14 protein-coding genes and 1 riboswitch are annotated in these 16762 nt (G+C 66.4%); of the genes, 3 read left to right on the top strand and 11 right to left on the bottom strand.

Annotated features, from left to right (window positions below):
• Positions 1 to 443 precede the first annotated feature (443 nt).
• On the bottom strand, positions 444 to 1928 hold the full coding sequence (locus Q8Z05_RS14455; protein ID WP_305940307.1) for a CoA-acylating methylmalonate-semialdehyde dehydrogenase: 1485 nt from the start codon (positions 1926 to 1928) through the stop codon (positions 444 to 446).
• Between the two features lie 31 nt (positions 1929 to 1959).
• A complete protein-coding gene (mmsB, locus tag Q8Z05_RS14450) occupies positions 1960 to 2862 on the bottom strand; it encodes a 3-hydroxyisobutyrate dehydrogenase (RefSeq protein ID WP_305940306.1) in 903 nt (300 codons plus the stop codon).
• A 160-nt stretch (positions 2863 to 3022) separates the two neighbouring features.
• Here mmsB and Q8Z05_RS14445 point away from each other — a divergent pair, with 160 nt between their 5' ends.
• On the top strand, positions 3023 to 3922 hold the full coding sequence (locus Q8Z05_RS14445; protein ID WP_305943576.1) for a LysR family transcriptional regulator: 900 nt from the start codon (positions 3023 to 3025) through the stop codon (positions 3920 to 3922).
• 13 nt (positions 3923 to 3935) lie between these two features.
• On the opposite strand, the gene Q8Z05_RS14440 is transcribed toward Q8Z05_RS14445, so the two are convergent.
• The 4 genes from Q8Z05_RS14440 to Q8Z05_RS14425 all read right to left on the bottom strand — a co-directional run bounded on the left by Q8Z05_RS14440 (position 3936) and on the right by Q8Z05_RS14425 (position 9344).
• Positions 3936 to 5054 carry a zinc-dependent alcohol dehydrogenase family protein gene (locus tag Q8Z05_RS14440; protein WP_305940305.1) on the bottom strand — a complete coding sequence of 373 codons (1119 nt, stop codon included), beginning with the start codon at positions 5052 to 5054 and terminating at the stop codon, positions 3936 to 3938.
• Between the two features lie 17 nt (positions 5055 to 5071).
• On the bottom strand, positions 5072 to 6481 hold the full coding sequence (locus tag Q8Z05_RS14435; protein WP_305940304.1) for an MFS transporter: 1410 nt from the start codon (positions 6479 to 6481) through the stop codon (positions 5072 to 5074).
• Positions 6482 to 6653: 172 nt separating this feature from the next.
• A complete protein-coding gene (metX, locus tag Q8Z05_RS14430; RefSeq protein ID WP_305940303.1) occupies positions 6654 to 7808 on the bottom strand; it encodes a homoserine O-acetyltransferase MetX in 1155 nt (384 codons plus the stop codon).
• A gap of 12 nt (positions 7809 to 7820) precedes the next feature.
• A riboswitch (SAM riboswitch) is annotated at positions 7821 to 7936 on the bottom strand.
• 91 nt (positions 7937 to 8027) lie between these two features.
• On the bottom strand, positions 8028 to 9344 hold the full coding sequence (locus Q8Z05_RS14425; protein ID WP_305940302.1) for a bifunctional o-acetylhomoserine/o-acetylserine sulfhydrylase: 1317 nt from the start codon (positions 9342 to 9344) through the stop codon (positions 8028 to 8030).
• A 241-nt stretch (positions 9345 to 9585) separates the two neighbouring features.
• Between Q8Z05_RS14425 and Q8Z05_RS14420 the strand changes: the two genes are divergently transcribed.
• The gene (locus Q8Z05_RS14420; protein ID WP_305940301.1) at positions 9586 to 10224 is read left to right on the top strand and encodes a VOC family protein; all 639 of its coding nucleotides are present in this window, start codon (positions 9586 to 9588) and stop codon (positions 10222 to 10224) included.
• Between the two features lie 152 nt (positions 10225 to 10376).
• Here Q8Z05_RS14420 and Q8Z05_RS14415 read toward each other — a convergent pair whose 3' ends face one another.
• Entirely contained in the window at positions 10377 to 11144 is a 768-nt protein-coding gene (locus tag Q8Z05_RS14415) for a CPBP family intramembrane glutamic endopeptidase (protein ID WP_305940300.1), read from the bottom strand.
• Positions 11145 to 11263: 119 nt separating this feature from the next.
• Between Q8Z05_RS14415 and Q8Z05_RS14410 the strand changes: the two genes are divergently transcribed.
• Entirely contained in the window at positions 11264 to 11944 is a 681-nt protein-coding gene (locus Q8Z05_RS14410) for a histidine phosphatase family protein (RefSeq protein ID WP_305940299.1), read from the top strand.
• Positions 11945 to 11965: 21 nt separating this feature from the next.
• Here the strand turns inward: Q8Z05_RS14410 and hutI are convergent, their stop codons facing one another.
• From hutI to tdh, 4 genes are all read right to left on the bottom strand, one after another.
• On the bottom strand, positions 11966 to 13168 hold the full coding sequence (gene hutI / locus Q8Z05_RS14405) for an imidazolonepropionase (RefSeq protein WP_305940298.1): 1203 nt from the start codon (positions 13166 to 13168) through the stop codon (positions 11966 to 11968).
• 11 nt (positions 13169 to 13179) lie between these two features.
• Entirely contained in the window at positions 13180 to 14307 is a 1128-nt protein-coding gene (locus Q8Z05_RS14400) for an NAD(P)/FAD-dependent oxidoreductase (protein WP_305940297.1), read from the bottom strand.
• Between the two features lie 40 nt (positions 14308 to 14347).
• Positions 14348 to 15556, bottom strand: coding sequence for a glycine C-acetyltransferase (locus Q8Z05_RS14395; protein ID WP_305940296.1), 1209 nt, complete (start codon positions 15554 to 15556; stop codon positions 14348 to 14350).
• A 62-nt stretch (positions 15557 to 15618) separates the two neighbouring features.
• Positions 15619 to 16665 (bottom strand): L-threonine 3-dehydrogenase, encoded by a 1047-nt coding sequence (gene tdh / locus Q8Z05_RS14390; RefSeq protein ID WP_305940295.1) that lies wholly within the window; start codon positions 16663 to 16665, stop codon positions 15619 to 15621.
• Positions 16666 to 16762: the final 97 nt, after the last annotated feature.

The following is a 16762-nucleotide window of genomic DNA, read 5'->3' as shown; positions in this document are numbered from 1 at the left end:
CGTTGACCTATACAGCTACAGCTGGAGAGTCATATGAAACGTCATCTGGATTCTAAGAATGTTTGCCAGGTTCTTGCTCTCTCACTCGCGATAATGGCTTCCTTGGTTCTCTTACTGGTTCCCATGTACACCCAGGTAAAACTAACGTCTGGCGGGCCAGAGCAGGTTAGCCATCCGACCCTGGTTGAAACAGTAGGGCCATCCATCTTGGTGCCGTTGCTCACCCCCGTAGCCCTGACCGCGCTACCTCTCCTGACAAGAGGACGCACGCGGACTCCAGTATCGGTCGCGACGACTGTCGCTCTTGTTGTCTTCGTAGTCATCGGCTCCGCAAGCATCGGCTGGTTCTACGTCCCAGCCATGGCCGCCGCGGTAGCCGCGGTTGTTACTTCGATGGGCAGCCACGGCTCCATCCAGCCAACACCTGATTTAAGCGACCCGCGCTAGTCCACCTGCGGGAAGCCGAGGTCGATCACCGAGGTGGACGGGTCCGGCCAGCGGGTGGTGACCACCTTGCCGCGGGTGTAGAAGCGGATGCTGTCCGGGCCGTACATGTGGGTGTCCCCGAACAACGAGTTCTTCCAGCCGCCGAACGAGAACGTCCCCACCGGAACCGGGATGGGCACGTTGACGCCCACCATGCCGGCCTCGACGTCGAACTCGAACTGGCGCGCTGCGCCGCCGTCGCGAGTGAAGATGGCCACGCCGTTACCGAACTCATTGTCGTTCACCAGCTTGACGGCGTCGCTGTAGCTGTCCGCCCGTACCACCGACAGCACGGGACCGAAGATTTCGTCGTCGTACACCTTCATGCCAGGCTTCACGTGGTCCACCAGGCTGACCCCGATGAAGAAGCCATCCGAGTCGAATTCGTGCTCGCGGCCGTCCACCACAACCGTGGCGCCCTCGTCCGCTGCACCGGCCACGTAGGAGGCAACCCTGTCCCGGTGCTCCTTGGTGATCAGGGGTCCCATCTGCGAAGCAGGGTCCATACCCGGACCGATCTTGAGGTCCGCCATGCGCGTGGAAATGGCCTTGACCAGGTCGTCCGCAATATTGCCCACCGCCACCAGCACGGAGACGGCCATGCAGCGTTCCCCGGCAGAGCCGTAGGCGGCTGACACGGCAGCATCGGCCGCCATGTCCAGGTCCGCGTCCGGCAGGACCACCATGTGGTTCTTGGCACCGCCCAGCGCCTGGACGCGCTTGCCGTGGTCGGCCGCCCGCTTGTAGATGGACTGCGCGATCGGGGTGGAGCCCACGAAGCTGACAGCCTTGACCCCGGGGTGTTCCAGCAGGACGTCCACAGCCTCCTTGTCGCCGTGGACCACGTTGAGAACGCCCGCCGGCAGGCCCGCCTCCGCGAAGACTTCAGCGATGAAGACGGCCGACGACGGGTCCTTCTCGCTGGGCTTGAGGAGGACAGTGTTGCCGCAGGCCAGTGCGCTGCCGATCATCCACAGCGGCACCATGGCCGGGAAGTTGAACGGTGTGATGCACGCAACCACGCCCACCGGCTGGCGCACCGAGTGCACGTCCACGCCGCTGGAAACCTGCTCCGACCGTTCACCCTTGAGCATGTGCGCGAGCCCGGTGGCGAACTCGATGTTTTCAAGGCCCCGGGAGATCTCGCCTTCCGCGTCGGAAAGCACCTTGCCGTGCTCGCTGGTCAGGATGGCCGCCAGCTCGGACTTGCGCTGGGTCAGGAGTTCCCGCACGCGGAAGAAGATGTTGGTGCGCTTGGCCAGGCTGGTGGCCCGCCAGCCCGGCAGGGCGGCCTGGGCTGCGGCGATGGCTTCCTCCACGCGCGAGGCCGAGGCAAGCGCCACCTCTTTGTCCTGCGCGCCGGTGGCGGGGTTGAAGACGGGGCCGAAACGGTCGGCGTCGCTGATCCGGGCGCCGTTGATGAAGTGCGGAATGCGTTCCATGGGAAAGTCCTTTTCGTGAAAACGGCTGCGGTTAGTTGGAGGCTTCGAGCGAGCCGTCGACGAGCTTGATGATCATCGAGCAGTCCTTCCCGGACTGCCCGGAGTCGATGAGTCGCTGGAAGAGGGTCTGCACGTGCTCGCCGATTTCCAGCGGAGTGCCGGTGTCGCGGGCGGCACTGATGGCCAGGCCGATGTCCTTGTTGGCCAGTTCGGTGGTGAACGTCGGCGCGAAGTCGTTGTTGGAGGCAGCGGTGGGCACGACGCCGGCCACCGGGTACCAGGTCCGCAGCGCCCAGCTGTCGCCGGAAGACACCGAGGCGATGTCCCAGAAGACCTGCTTGTCCAGGCCCAGGCGCTCGGCGAGCACTGCGCCTTCGGCAGTGGAGGCCAGGTTGATGAAGAGCATGAGGTTGTTGCAGATCTTCGCGGCCTGGCCGGTAGTGGCGCCGCCGGTGGGGATGATGTTGGAGGCCATGGGACGGATGTATTCGGTGGCGTCGGCAACGGCGCCCGCCTCACCGCCGATCATGAAGGTGAGCGTCCCGGCCTTCGCCCCGCTCATACCGCCCGAAACCGGGGCGTCCACGAAGCGGAAGCCGGCGGCAGCGGCGGCGTCGTGCAGTGCCTGCGCGGACGCGATGTCGATGGTGGAGGAATCCACCAGCAGCGTGCGGGTATCGGCATGGGCCAAAACACCGTCCTCGCCCAGGTACACGGCCCGGGCGTGTTCGCCCTTCGGCAGCATGGTGAAGACGACGTCGGCGCCGTCCACCGCGGCGGCAATGCTCGCCACCGGCTTGACGCCGCCGGCTTCGGCAGCAGCCACGGCCTCGGGGTTGAGGTCGAATCCGCGGACGTCATGGCCGGCCTTTGCCAGGTTTGCCGACATGGACCCACCCATGTTTCCGAGACCGATCCAAGCGACTACTGCCATGGCAAAAGCTCCTTTGCTTCGTGTACCAGCCGATATTGCTGGATGTTCCGTGTCAACGATCACACCCTGTTACAGTGCAATCAAGGGAAAAAATTACAGAGTGCATGTGCATGGATGCACATTGACCGGGAGGCTGAACGATGGACAAGAACCAGTGGATTTGAACCGGCTGCCGAGTCCCGATGACCTGCTGATCCTGCTGACAGTGGCCAGGCTGGGCCGGTTCAACGCCGTGGCCGAGACGCTGGGCACCACGCACACCACCATCTCGCGCCGGATCCTGGCACTGGACAAGCAGCTCGGCGGAAGGACGCTGGAGCGCAGCCCGCACGGTTGGGAACTGACCGAACTGGGCAGCCAGGCCGTTGCCGCCGCCGAGGCGATTGAGTCGACGCTCGGCTCCCTGGCCGGCACCATCAGCAACGGCGGACACTCCCTGTCCGGACTGGTCCGGATCAGCACATCCGACGGATTCGGGGCGGAATTCGTGACTCCGGCGCTGGTCCGACTGCAACAGGAGAATCCGCTGTTGAACGTCGAGATGCTCAGTGCCACCCGCAAGGCCAGCCAGAACCGGTCCGGCGTGGACCTGGAAGTCGTGGTTGGCCGGATGGAGGTCACCAACGCCCAGCCCATCTTCCTCACGAACTACTTCCTGCGGCTTTACGCCAGCCCGGACTATGTCCGGACCCGCGGACTTCCCGCCGCCCTGGACGACGTCCGGGAGCACGGCTTTGTCTCCTACGTTGAGTCAGCGCTGCAGGTGGCGGAGCTCGGGCACCGGTCATCGCAGCTGCCCGCGCCGAAATTCAGCTTCCAGGCCACCAGCATCTTCGCCCAGGTGGAGGCGGTCCGGCTCGGCGCGGGCATCGGACTGTTGCCGAACTTCATGGTGGCCTTTAATCCGGACTTCGTGCCCGTGCTTCCCGAGTTGTTCCAGCGCCAGCTTCCCATCTGGGCGGTGGCGCGTCCCGAGTCGCTGCGCTCGGCGTCGGTCCTGGCCGTCGTGGAGGCGCTTAAAGCGGAAGTGTCAGGCCGCCGGGAACTCCTGGCGGCCTGACACTGGCCTGATCCTAGGCCTGGAACAGCCGCCGGACCACCCGGCCCGCGGCGAGGGCATCGAGGCCCTCATTGATTTCCGCCAGAGGCCGGGTGTCCGTGTGCAGCAGCTCCACCGGAAGCCGCCCGGCCCGCCAGTGGTCAAGGTACAGCGGAATGTCCCGCTCCGGAACGGCATCCCCCATGTAGGACCCGAGGAGCCGCTTCCCTGCTCCGGCGAATTGCAGTGCCTTTACCGTCAGTTCCGCTGAAGGTTTGGGCAGACCGACGGAGACGACGGCGCCGCCCCGCGTCACGAGGTCCAGGCACGAGGCGATCACCCCCGCGGATCCCACTGCTTCGACGGCAACGTCCACGCCGTCGCCGGTTGCCTCGGCGACCAGCCGGGCGGCGTCGTCGGGAGTTCCCACTGCCGTGGCGCCGCAGTCCAGGGCGAGCCGGTGCTTGTCTTCGTTGGGGTCGATGGCAATGACGGCGGCAGCGCCCGCGAGTGACGCCGCCATCACCGCAGACAGTCCGACGGCGCCGAGCCCGAAGACTGCCACGGACTGCCCTGAGGTGGCCGCCGCCGTGTTCAGCACGGCGCCCATTCCGGTGAGCACGGCGCAACCGAACATGGCCGCGACGGTGTCCGGGACGTCGTCGCCGATCACCACCACGGACTCGCGCGCCACCACGGCGTAGTCGGCAAAGGCCGAGACGCCGAGGTGGTGGTTGATCCGCTCGCCCGACGGCGTCCGCAGCAGCGCTTCCCCGTGCAGCAGGTCACCCGAGCCGTTGACTTCGGCGGCGCGGTGGCATAGGGCCGGGCGGCCGGAGCGGCACGCCCGGCAGTCGCCGCAGCTGGGAACGAAGACGAGCACCACATGGTCCCCCGCCGAGACGTCCCGGACGCCCTCGCCCACTGCCACGACCCGTCCCACGGCCTCGTGTCCCAGCGCCATGGGCAGCGGCCGGACCCGGGAGCCGTCCACCACCGAAAGATCCGAGTGGCACAGGCTGGAGTAAGTGATGGCCACTCCCAGCTCGCCGGCGCGGGGTTCGGGCCGGTCGAGTTCCTGGACCACAAGCGGGCGGGCTTCGGCGTAGCTGGTTCCCGCGGGGACGGTGGAATAGAGGACTGCTGCTCGCATGGACACCTTCCTTGCCGCTACTTCTTGGCCGGCATCTCTTGGCTGTTTGCCTTGGAAGCGGCCAGCAGGTCCGCCGTGCCCTGCGCATCCGCGGCATCCACGTCGTGCAGCGAAATCCCGCGGGTTTCCTTGAGCATGAAGACAGCGAACAGGGTGACAAGGCACGCACCAAGCAGGTAGATCGCCACCGGAACGGAGGACTTGAAGTTGCTCAGCAGCGCCGTGGCGATGATCGGGGCCAGTGAGCCGGCGACGATCGAGGTGACCTGGTATCCGAGTGACACACCGGAGTAGCGCATCCGCGTCGGGAACATCTCAGCCATGATCGCGGGCTGGCCGGCATACATCAGCGCGTGGAACAGGAGGCCGATGGTGATGGCGGCCAGGATGACCAGATCGTTCTTGGTGTCCATCATCGGGAAGGCGAAGAAGCCCCACGTGCCGCCGAGGACTGCGCCGGCCATGTAAACGGGCTTGCGTCCGAAAGCGTCCGAGAGCTTGCCGACCATCGGAACGGCGCAGAAGTGGATGAAGTGCGCCACCAGGAGCAGCAGGAGGATCCTGGACGTGTCCGTCTGGACTACCACCTTCAGGTAGGTGATGGAGAACGTGACCACGAGGTAGTAGAGGATGTTCTCAGCGAACCGCAGGCCCATGGCCGTGAAGACGCCGCGCGGGTAGCGGCGGAAGACCTCGGCAACGCCGTAGCCCTTGTTCTCAACCACAACCTCCTTGCGTGCCTCGAGGAAGATCGGCGCGTCCTGGACCTTGGTGCGGATGTAGTAACCCACGATCACGATCACCGCGGACAGCCAGAATGCGACGCGCCAGCCCCAGCTGAGGAAGTCGGCCGAGGACAGCGTCGAGGACAGCGTGAACAGTACGCCGGTGGCGAGCAGGTTGCCCATGGGCACCGCTGACTGCGGCCAGCTGGACCAGAACCCGCGGGACTTGCTGGGGCTGTGCTCGGCCACGAGCAGCACGGCGCCGCCCCATTCACCGCCGACGGCGAAGCCCTGCACGAACCGCAGGAACACCAGCAATGCCGGGGCCCAGTAGCCGATCTGCTGGAAGGTGGGGAGGCAGCCCATCAGGAACGTGGAGACACCCACCAGGATGATGCTGAGCTGAAGCAGCTGCTTGCGGCCGAACTTGTCGCCGAAGTGGCCGAACACGATGCCACCGATGGGACGGGCCACGAAGCCCACAGCGTAGGTAACGAAGGCGGCAATGATCCCGTCCAGCTCCGTACCGGAATTGGGGAAAAACAACTTGCCGAAAACCAGGGTGGCCGCGGAAGCGTAGAGGAAGAATTCATACCATTCAACGACGGTGCCGGCCATGGAGGCCGTCACCACTTTCCTCAGCCCGGAAGCCTTGACATCAGTCTCATCTACTCGCCTTGCGGCGGAGTCGTGCGTGCTCATTGTGAACTCCTTCGGCGTCTCCGTCGACACCATGTGGACCATTCCGTAGCGGCCGCGTGTGATGTGCACCACCAACGCGCGCCGGTCCCCTAGAGTATGGACTCACATTGCCGCAGGCTCAACGCCATTTTCTGCAGAACGGCTCTGCAAAAACGCACATTTCGCCGGCGGACTATGCGAAGAAGTTCTGCCTCAGCTGCGCGCTAAGCTGGCCGATCTCGGTGAGGAAGCCGTCGTGGCCAATGGGTGCATCGATGACGTGCACGGGGACATCACCGGGGAGGGCTGCCGCGAGTTCGTGGGACTGCGCAGGAAAGTAGAGCCGGTCCGTGTTCACTGCGGCGATGAAGAACTCAGCTTTGGCCTCCGCCAGTGCTTCCGTGAGCGGACCGCGCCCCCGGCCAACATCGTGGCTCATGAGCGCCTCGGTGATGGCGATGTAGCTGTTGGCGTCGAAGCGGCGCACCAGCTTGGTGCCCTGGTAATCGAGGTAGCTCTCCACCTGGTAGCGGCCGCGCTCCCCGAGCGACACGGCCTGGAGCGGGGCTTCGCCGCCTTGCGGGCTGCGGCCGAACCGGGCTGCGAGTTCGTCGGCGGAGCGGTAGGTGATGTGCGCAATCCTGCGCGCCAGGGCCAGGCCGGCCTCCGGTTCCGGGCTGCCGTAGTAGTCTCCGTCGTTGAAGTTGGCGTCCTGGCGGATGGCGAGGGTCTGCGCCTGCGCGAACGCGATCTGCTCGGCGGTGCTGCTGGCGCCGCTGGCTATCACGCCGCAGCGCCGGACGCGGTCAGGGTAGGTCACGGCCCATTCCAGTGCGCGGGCTCCGCCGAGGGAGCCGCCCAGTACCGCGTACCAGCTTCCGATGCCCAGTGCGTCTGCCAGCCGGGCTTCGGCCGCCGTGGTGTCGCGCAGGGTCACCAGGGGAAAGCGAGAACCCCACGGCTTCCCGTCCGGTGCCGGGGTCGACGGGCCGGTGGAGCCATAACATCCGCCCAGAATGTTGATGGAGACCACGAAGTACTTGTCCGTATCAACCGGGGCGCCTGGACCGGCCAGCTGCTCCCACCAGCCTTCCTCGTCGCTGGCACCCCTCGTGACATGCGTGCTGCCGGTCAGGGCGTGCTGCACCAGCACGGCGTTGGAACGGTCCGGGTTCAGCGTTCCCCACGTTTCGTAGGCGAGCGTGACGTCCGGGAGGTGGCCGCCGGCTTCCAGGTCGAGTCCGCCGACGCTCAGGAACTTGACGGTACCGTCCGGGACGGGGGCGGTGAACGGCTCGTTGGGGCTGCTGGTTCCGGGTACACCGCTGCGGGTGACGGCAATCGTCATGTGAGGACCTCTTCTTCGCGCTTGCCTGCCGCCAACTGGCCGGCAGGCCAGGTCTTCACCCGGGGCACCCCGCCGCGGAAGGAGGGTTGCCGGCCAGCAAGCCGGGGCTGTCGCTGGCACTCATGACCTGTAGAGAGTCTACGAAATGCGTCGCCGCAATGGCGAAGATTGTGACAGCAATGTGACTCCCGGCGTCGACGACGCCGGGAGTCAGGGCGGTCAGTCGCCCTTGGCGGCGCGGAAACCGGCGTCGAGGTCGGCGATGATGTCATCGATGTGTTCGAGCCCCACCGAGAGGCGGACCAGGCCGGGGGTCACGCCCGCCACGGCCTGCTGTTCCGCCGTCAGCTGGCTGTGCGTGGTCGACGCCGGGTGGATGACCAGGGAGCGCACGTCGCCGATGTTTGCCACGTGGGAGTGGAGCTCCAGGGCGTCCACGAACCGCTTGCCGGCCTCCGCCCCGCCGGCGATGGTGAACGAGACGATGGCGCCGGTGCCCTTGGGCCCGTACTTGCGGCCGCGCTCATACCAGGGGCTGGACGGCAGGCCCGCGTAGGCGACGGATTCGACGTCGTCCCTGGACTCCAGCCACTCGGCGACGCCCACCGCATTGGCGACGTGCCGCTCAACGCGCAGGCTCAGGGTTTCCAGGCCCTGGGCGATGAGGAAGGCATTGAACGGGGAAACCGCGGACCCCAGATCGCGCAGCAGCTGGACGCGGGCCTTGAGGATGTAGGACAAGTTCGCGCCCAAGGCACCCTCCGCCCCGAGATCCCGCGCGTAGACAAGGCCGTTGTAGGTGGGGTCCGGGGTGTTGAAGCCGGGGAACTTCGCCGGGTCCTTGCCGAAGTCGAAGTTCCCCGAGTCCACAATCACGCCGGCGATGGCGCTGCCGTGCCCGCCAAGGTACTTCGTGGCCGAGTGCACCACAATGTCGGCGCCCCATTCCAGCGGCCGGATGAGGTAGGGAGTGGACAAGGTGTTGTCCACGATCAGCGGGACACCTGCCGCGTGGGCAACGCCGGACACGCCTTCGATATCCAGGACATCCTGGCGCGGGTTGGACACCACCTCGGCGAAGAAGAGCTTGGTGTTGGGCCGGACGGCGTCCTCCCACTGCTGCAGGTTGTCCGGATCCTCGACGAACGTCACGGTGATGCCGAACTTCTTCAGGGTGTGGGCCAGCAGGTTGTAGGTGCCGCCGTAAAGGCTGGGACTGGCCACCACATGGTCGCCGGCTTCGGCCACGTTGAGGATGGCAAACGTTTCCGCGGCCTGGCCCGAGCTGAGCAGGAGCGCTGCCAGTCCACCTTCCAGGCTGGCGACGCGCTGTTCCACGGCGTCCTGGGTGGGGTTGCCGATACGCGTATAGATGGGTGCCAGTTCAGCCAGCGCGAAACGGTTGGCGGCGCTTTCAGCACTCGGGAACACAAACGACGTCGTCTGGTAGATGGGCAGTGCCCTGGCACCGGTGGCGCTGTCCGGCTCCTGGCCGGCGTGGATCTGACGGGTTTCGAATGACCATGCGTTGGACAACGGGAAGCTCCTTCTGTGGAGGGCACCTGTGCCGGGGCAGGACCTGCCTTGGCAGGGCCGGTGCCGCCAGGCGGTCCTGGCCCGGAATCAGTGTAGGAACGGCTGATAGCGTGTGAACAGGTTTGTGACGAAGGACGTCGGCCGCGTTATTTCGGGCCCTCAGGCGGGACCGCAATGACATCCCACCACGGTTAGGGCACCCTTAGCTGAGAGCTCCATCACAAAGTGCCAAGATGATGGCATGCGCATGGATCACGTCTCTTACGCCTGTGAACAGGATGGCCTGGCTGCCACCACCGAACGTATTGCAACCGCCCTCGGCGTCGAAGCCGTGAAGGGCGGGGTACACCCCCGTTTTGGCACCCGCAACATGATTATCCCGCTCGCCGGGCACAAGTACCTGGAGGTCGTGGAGGTCCTGGACCACCCGGCATCCGACAAGGCGCCGTTCGGGCAGGCCGTACGTGCCCGCTCCGCGGCGGGGGGCGGCTGGATGGGCTGGTGCGTCGAAGTGGACGACCTGGCTCCCTTCGAAGAACGCCTTGGCCGTTCGGCTGTCAACGGGAACCGCAAGTTCCCCGACGGCCGCGAGCTCGTCTGGAAGCAGATCGGCATCCTGGGCCTCATCGCAGACCCGCAGGTGCCTTACATGCTCAAGTGGGAAGGCGACCCGGAGCTTCACCCGTCCAACGCCTACCCAAGCAACGTCAAGATGTCCAGCCTCACCATCGCGGGCTCGGCCGAACGCGTCACGGAATGGCTCGGTCAGCCGGTCGAGAAGCCCTTGGAGGATGTCGCGGTTGAATGGGTCGCCCCGAAGGGGACGCCGGGAATCCTCTCCGTCACCTTCGAAACCGCCTCCGGGGCAGTAATCATCTGATCCTGTTCCACCGTGTGGTCCGCTCCGGACCACGGGCTGCGTGCTGCCCCTGAACTTCGGCCGCTATCAGCGGGTGCCAACGACGTCACCCACCGATAGCGGCCGAATCCTTTTAACCCGGCTCAACCCAGCCCGTCTCAACCCAGCCCGTCTCAACCCAGCCCGATGGCCTTGCCGAAGAGGCTGAACCCGACGAAGGCCACGATGTCCAGCAGCGCGTGGGCGATCACCAGCGGCATCACGCGGCGGGTCCTGGTGTAGATCCAGGCGAAGACCACCCCCATGACGGCGTTGCCCAGGAAAGGGCCGAAGCCCTGGTAGAGGTGGTAGCTGCCGCGGAGCATGGAACTGGCGAAAATAGCCAGCGGCACGCTCCACCCGAATTTTCCGAGCCGGTCCAGCAGGTACCCCACCACAATGACTTCCTCGACGATCCCGTGCCGCACGGCAGACAGGATCAGTACGGGAATGGTCCACCAGTAGGCGTCCAGCGCGCTGGGGATGATGGCGGTGGTGACGCCAAGGGCCCGGCCGGCGGCATAAAGCCCCAGGGACGGAATACCGATCAGCGCCGCGAGGCCCAGCCCCTGCAGCAGGTCCTTGCCGGGACGGGCAAAGTTGAACCCCAGCTTACGGAAGGCAGAGGCGCCGGACTCCCCCGCCGGACGGTGCTCGGTCAGGAAGTAGATCACCAGGACCACCGGCACCAGTGCGAACACAATGTCCAGGAGTTGGTAGGTCAGGTCGAAGTATTCACGGCTGCTCTGCGAGCGGTTGAGGGTGGAGGTGCCCTCCGCCAGGGGTGCGCGCGTCATCTTGTCCAGCAGCTGCACCACGGAATACACGGCGGACTGCCCTAGCGACAGACCCAGGACAATCCAGACTTCGATCCGCAGACGACGGCGGGAGGGAACCAGCATGTTCCTATCTTGCCTTCACTTGCTGGTTCTTTCCTGTCCGCCGCCGCCGGACGCCCGCCCCTGGTGATGGAACGACGCTTCCCGCCAGCCGGGCGGGCCGGGGCCTATGCTAGGAATTTATGAGTGCGCCCGACAAAATCATCATGATCCGGCACGGCCAGTCCGCCGCCAATTTCGACACCTCCATCTACAACCGGGTGCCGGATTACCGGATACCGCTGACGGAGCTCGGCGTGGCGCAGGCCCAGGCAGCCGGCGAGCGGATCCGCCGGCAGCTGGACGGGCAGCAGGTGTGTGTTTACGTCTCGCCCTACCTCAGGGCGTACCAGACCCTCGAGGCGCTCAACCTGGGCCCGCTCACTGAACGTGTGATCGAGGAACCCCGCCTCCGTGAACAGGACTGGGCCAACTTCCAGATCGCCGGGGACATCGAGGACCAGAAGGAACTCCGGAACGCGTACGGCCACTTCTTCTACCGCTTCCGGGAAGGCGAATCCGGCTCGGACGTCTACGACCGGATCTCCTCCTTCATGGAGACGCTTCACCGGCACTGGGCACGGCCGGACTACGCGCCCAACGCGCTCTTCGTGACGCACGGACTCACGATGCGCCTGTTCTGCATGCGCTGGTTCCACTGGTCCGTGGAGTATTTCGAGTCCCTCAACAACCCTGACAATGCCGAAGTGCGGACCCTGGTGCGCACGCACGTGGGCAAGTATGAACTGGACAAGCCGTTCAGCCAGTGGGAGGACCGCCGCGTGGACGAGACGGTGCTGGATGCACCGCCCATGGTGTTCTAGCCCTCCCCTGCTCCAGGGAGGTCAGCGGGCGCGGACTCCCGCCCGCCAGACGGCGTGGGTCAGCGGGATGCCCGGCCGGTAGGCCAGGTGGGTGGCGGAAGGGGCATTGAGCAGGTGCAGGTCCGCGCGGTGGCCGACGGCGATGGAACCCACCGCCCGTTCGCCGTCGACGTCGTTCCCCGACTCCCGGTGCAGCGCAAGCGCGCCGCCGTAGGTAGCGGCACGGACGGCTTCGTGGACGCTGAGCCGCATCTGCAACACGGCGGTGGTGACGCAGAACGCCATGGAGCTCGTGTAGGACGTGCCGGGGTTGCAGTTGGAGGCCAGGGCTACCGGCACGCCGGCGTCGAGCAGCCCGCGGCCCGGTGCCAACGGCTGGCGGGTGGACAGGTCGCAGGCGGGCAGGCACGTGGCCACGGTGCCGCGCGTTCCGGAGCCCTGCCACCCGGACCAGCTGCCTGCCAGTGCGTCCACGTCCGCGGCGGACAGGTAATTGACGTGGTCCACGCTCGCCGCACCGAACTCCACGGCCAGCTGCACGCCGGGCCCTTCGCCGAGCTGGTTGCCGTGGACGCGCAGTCCAAGTCCTGCGTCCCGGCAGGCCCGCAGCACGCGGCGCGACTGCTCCTCGTTGAACGCCCCCTGCTCGCAGAACACGTCCGCCCAGCTGACGTAGGGGCGGACGGCCGCCAGCATGGGTCCGCACACCAGGTCCGTGTATTCCCCGGCATCCGCGCCCGCCGGGACCAGATGGGCGCCGAGGTAGGTCACTTCGTCAGCGACGGTGGAGGCGATGCGCGCGCTGCGCGCCTCATTCTCGACATCCAGGCCGTAACCGGTCTTGGTTTCCAGGTAGGTGGTTCCCTGGGAGACCGCCTCGGCCACGCGGCCCAGGGCAAGCCGGGTGAGGTCGAAGTCGCTCGTCCCCCGCGTGGCGCCCGTGGTCACTGCGATGCCGCCGGCGCTGTAGCTCTCGCCCGCCATCCGGGCCTCGAACTCCGCGGTCCTGTCGCCGGCGAAGATCAGGTGGGTGTGCGAATCCACCCAGCCCGGGAGCAGCGCCCGGCCGCCGGCATCCACGGCGTCGTCAGCGGCCGGAGCGGCCGTGGCCGGACCGATCCAGGAGATGCGCTCCCCTTCGATCACCACGGCGGCATCCTTGAGGACGCGGTGCTCCGCGTCCTGGGTCATCAGCTCGGCAATATTGGTGATCAGGGTGCTCATGGGTCCATTCTTCAGTGCCGGATGGACCAGCGGGTGGCAGCCAGGGCCGCCGCTGTCCGGGATTCCGGACTGAGCCCGGCCTCCCCGTCCCAGGCACTCTGCCCGGTGGACGGCCCGGCCAGGATCAGCTCCGCAGCCAGTTCCGCAATGCCGGAGGACGTCTGGAAGCCGTAACCGCCCTGTCCGGCGAGCCAGAAGAATCCGGTGGCTTCGGCGTCGAACCCCACCACGGGGACGCCGTCGGCAGCTTCCGTGCGCAGGCCGGTCCACGCGGACTTGACGCTCCGAATCCCCAGGGTGGTCACCGCATTCAGCCGCGCCACCAGCGCCTCGACGTCACCCGGGTAGGGTTTCGCGTCCTCGGGGCCGCTCGGCACCGATTCCGACGGCGAAATCAGTACGTCGTTGCCCTCCCTGCGGAAGTAGAACGATTCGTCCGCCGCCGCAACCATGGGGCAGGACTCCGGCAGGGGATGCTCGACGTCGACAATCGCCGCAGTGCGGCGGTACGGCTGGAGGCCGAGCTTCTCCACGCCGCTGATCACGGCAAGTTCATCTGCCCAGGCCCCGGCCGCGTTGACCACGACGCCGGCCTGGAACCCTTCCTGGCCGGCCCCGAGCTCCCAGCTGGACCCCAGCCGCTGGGCTGAATGGACCTTGGCGCCGGTGATGATGTCCACGCCGCCCGCCTCGGCCCGCTGCCGGTGGTCCTCCAGCAGCACGGGCGCATTGCAGGCGAACGAGCCGGTGTCCAGGCCGGCCGCGGTGAAGAAGCCGGGATCCAGCGCGGGGCACAGCTCCAGGGCCTCGGCATGGGAGATCCGGTGCATGTGCCCGCTGGCTTCCTCCCGGACGGTGTCTTCGTCGCCGATCAGCATGAAGCTGCGCGGAGACAGGACGGGCTCGGGCAACTCCGCATCCCGGGCCGCGATCAGCCCGAGCGTCCGGAGCGTGAGCTCCTGGACCACCACCGGTCCGTAGCTGGGGATCAGTTGCCGGGCCGAACGCGCTGACGTGTGGTACGCCAGGGACTGTTCGGCCTCGACGAGGGCCACACTACATTTACCGGCCAGGGCCGAGGCAAGGGACAGTCCGGCAATGCCGCCGCCCACAATCACCACATCGTAATTTGCTGACATGACTACATCCTTGCACCCGTCAGGACGTCACGTCAGTACCTCAGGCGCCCACCGCGTCGCGGCTCTCGACGAAGGCCCGGACGCACGCCTCGACATCCTCGCTGCTGTGCGCCGCGGAGAGCTGCACCCGGATCCGGGCGGCTCCCTTGGGCACCACGGGGTAGCTGAACGCGGTGACGAACACGCCGTGCCGGAGCATCCGGTCGGCCACCTTGGCGGCCATCACGGCGTCCCCGAACATCACCGGGACGATCGCGTGCTCGCCGTCGAGGAGCTCGAATCCTTCGGCCGCCATCCGGGTCCGGAACAGCGCGGCGTTGGCAAACAGCGTGGAGCGCAGCTCCGCGGAATTTTCCACGAGGTCCAGGGCCTTGAGCGTGGCTGCCACGATGGCCGGCGCGAGTGAGTTGGAGAACAGGTAGGGACGGGCTTTCTGGCGGAGCATGGCCACCACTTCGGCGCGGCCGGAGACGTAGCCGCCGGAGGCGCCGCCCAGCGCCTTGCCGAACGTGCCGGTGTAGATATCCACACGGTGGCTGACACCGGCGTGCTCGGGCGTGCCCGCGCCGGTGGAGCCCATGAAGCCTACGGCGTGCGAGTCGTCCACCATCACCAGGGCGTCGTATTTTTCGGCCAGGTTGCAGATGGCCTCGAGCGGGGCCAGGTAGCCGTCCATGGAGAAGACGCCGTCCGTCACGATGATCTTGCGGCGGGCCGGTTTCTCCTGCGTGGTGGCCTCAATCAGTTTGGCTTCCAGGTCCGCCATGTCACGGTTGGCGTAGCGGAACCGCTGGGCCTTGCAGAGCCGGATGCCGTCGATGATGGACGCGTGGTTCAGGGCGTCGGAGATGATGGCGTCCTCGGGTCCGAAGAGGGACTCGAACACACCGCCGTTGGCGTCGAAGCAGCTGGAGAAGAGGATGGTGTCCTCAGTGCCCAGGAACTTGGAGACCCGGGCCTCCAGTGCCAGGTGCAGGTCCTGAGTACCGCAGATGAAGCGCACGCTGGCCATGCCGAAGCCGCGCTCGTCCATGGCGGCCTTCGCGGCCGCGATGATGTCCGGGTGGTCCGCAAGTCCCAGGTAGTTGTTGGCGCAGAAGTTCAGCACGTCTGCCCCCTGCTCGCCGATCTGGCCCGCCCTGATGTGGCTGGCCTGCGGCGAATCGATGTGGCGCTCTGTCTTGAACAGGCCCGCGGTGCGGATCTCATCCAGCTCGTTCTGCAGCTGGTCCTTGATGGCTGAATACATGGGGTGCGCTCCTCAGCTGGGGTGAATTCTTTGTTCTGGTGCCGGTCAGTACGGGAAAAGGGCTAGAAGACGGTCCAGTCAAGGACAACCTTGCCGCCTACGCCGGCGCGGGCAACCTCGAAGCCCTTCTCCCAGTCCGAGGCGGGCAGGGTGTCCGTGACCACCGCCGAGATGTTGGCGTGCAGCACCGGGTTGGAGGACAGCATGGCACTCATCGCGTACCACGTCTCGAACATTTCCCGGCCGTAGATGCCCTTCATGGTCAGCATATGCGTGACCACCTTGCCCCAGTCGATGTCGATGGACTGGCTCGGCAGGCCCAGCATGGCGATCCGGCCGCCGTGGTTCATGTTGTCGATCATCTCGGGCAGGGCCGTGGGGTGCCCGGACATTTCCATGCCGATGTCGAACCCCTCGCGCATGCCCAGTTCGCGCTGGGCGTCCCTGACGCGCATCTTCGAGACGTCGATGGCGAGGTCCACGCCGAGCCGGCGGGCCAGTTCCAGGCGCGGCGCGGAGACGTCGGTAATGGCAATCTTCCGGGCGCCGGCGTGGCGGGCCACAGCGATGGCCATGAGCCCGATGGGCCCGGCGCCGGTGATCAGCACGTCCTCGCCGACGAGCGGGAAGCTCAGGGCGGTGTGGACGGCGTTGCCAAAGGGATCGAAGATGGCGCCGAGTTCGGGAGTGACGGACGGATCCTGGTGGACCCAGACGTTGGTCTCGGGGATGACCACGAATTCGGCGAAGGCACCGTCCCGCTGCACTCCCACGCTGACGGTGTGGATGCACATCTGGCGGCGGCCGGCGCGGCAGTTGCGGCAGATGCCGCAGACAATGTGCCCTTCGCCGGAGACGCGGTTGCCCACCTTGACGTCGCGGACGTCCTCGCCGATTTCCACTACTTCGCCGTAGAACTCGTGGCCGGCGATCAGGGGTGCCTCGATCATGCCCTGGGCCCAGGCATCCCAGGACTGGATATGAAGGTCCGTGCCGCAGATCCCGGTGGTCATCACGCGGATCTTGACGTCCCCGGGGCCGGTTTCCGGCTCGGGGCGGTCCACCAGCTCAAATCCGGCGTGTGCGCCGGCTTTGTACAGAGCCTTCATTGGCTTCCTAACTCTCGGGATTGCGTCTAGCGGTGCCCGCGGTGTTATCGGGCTGACTCCCTTCATTAGAACCACAAAGAAGCATTAGCACAACCGA

The sequence above is a fragment of the Arthrobacter oryzae genome (genome assembly GCF_030718995.1).
In the GTDB taxonomy this organism is placed as follows: Bacteria; Actinomycetota; Actinomycetes; order Actinomycetales; family Micrococcaceae; genus Arthrobacter; species Arthrobacter oryzae_C.
Note: the sequence above shows the minus strand (reverse complement) of the source record. Positions and strands in the feature narration are given on the sequence as shown.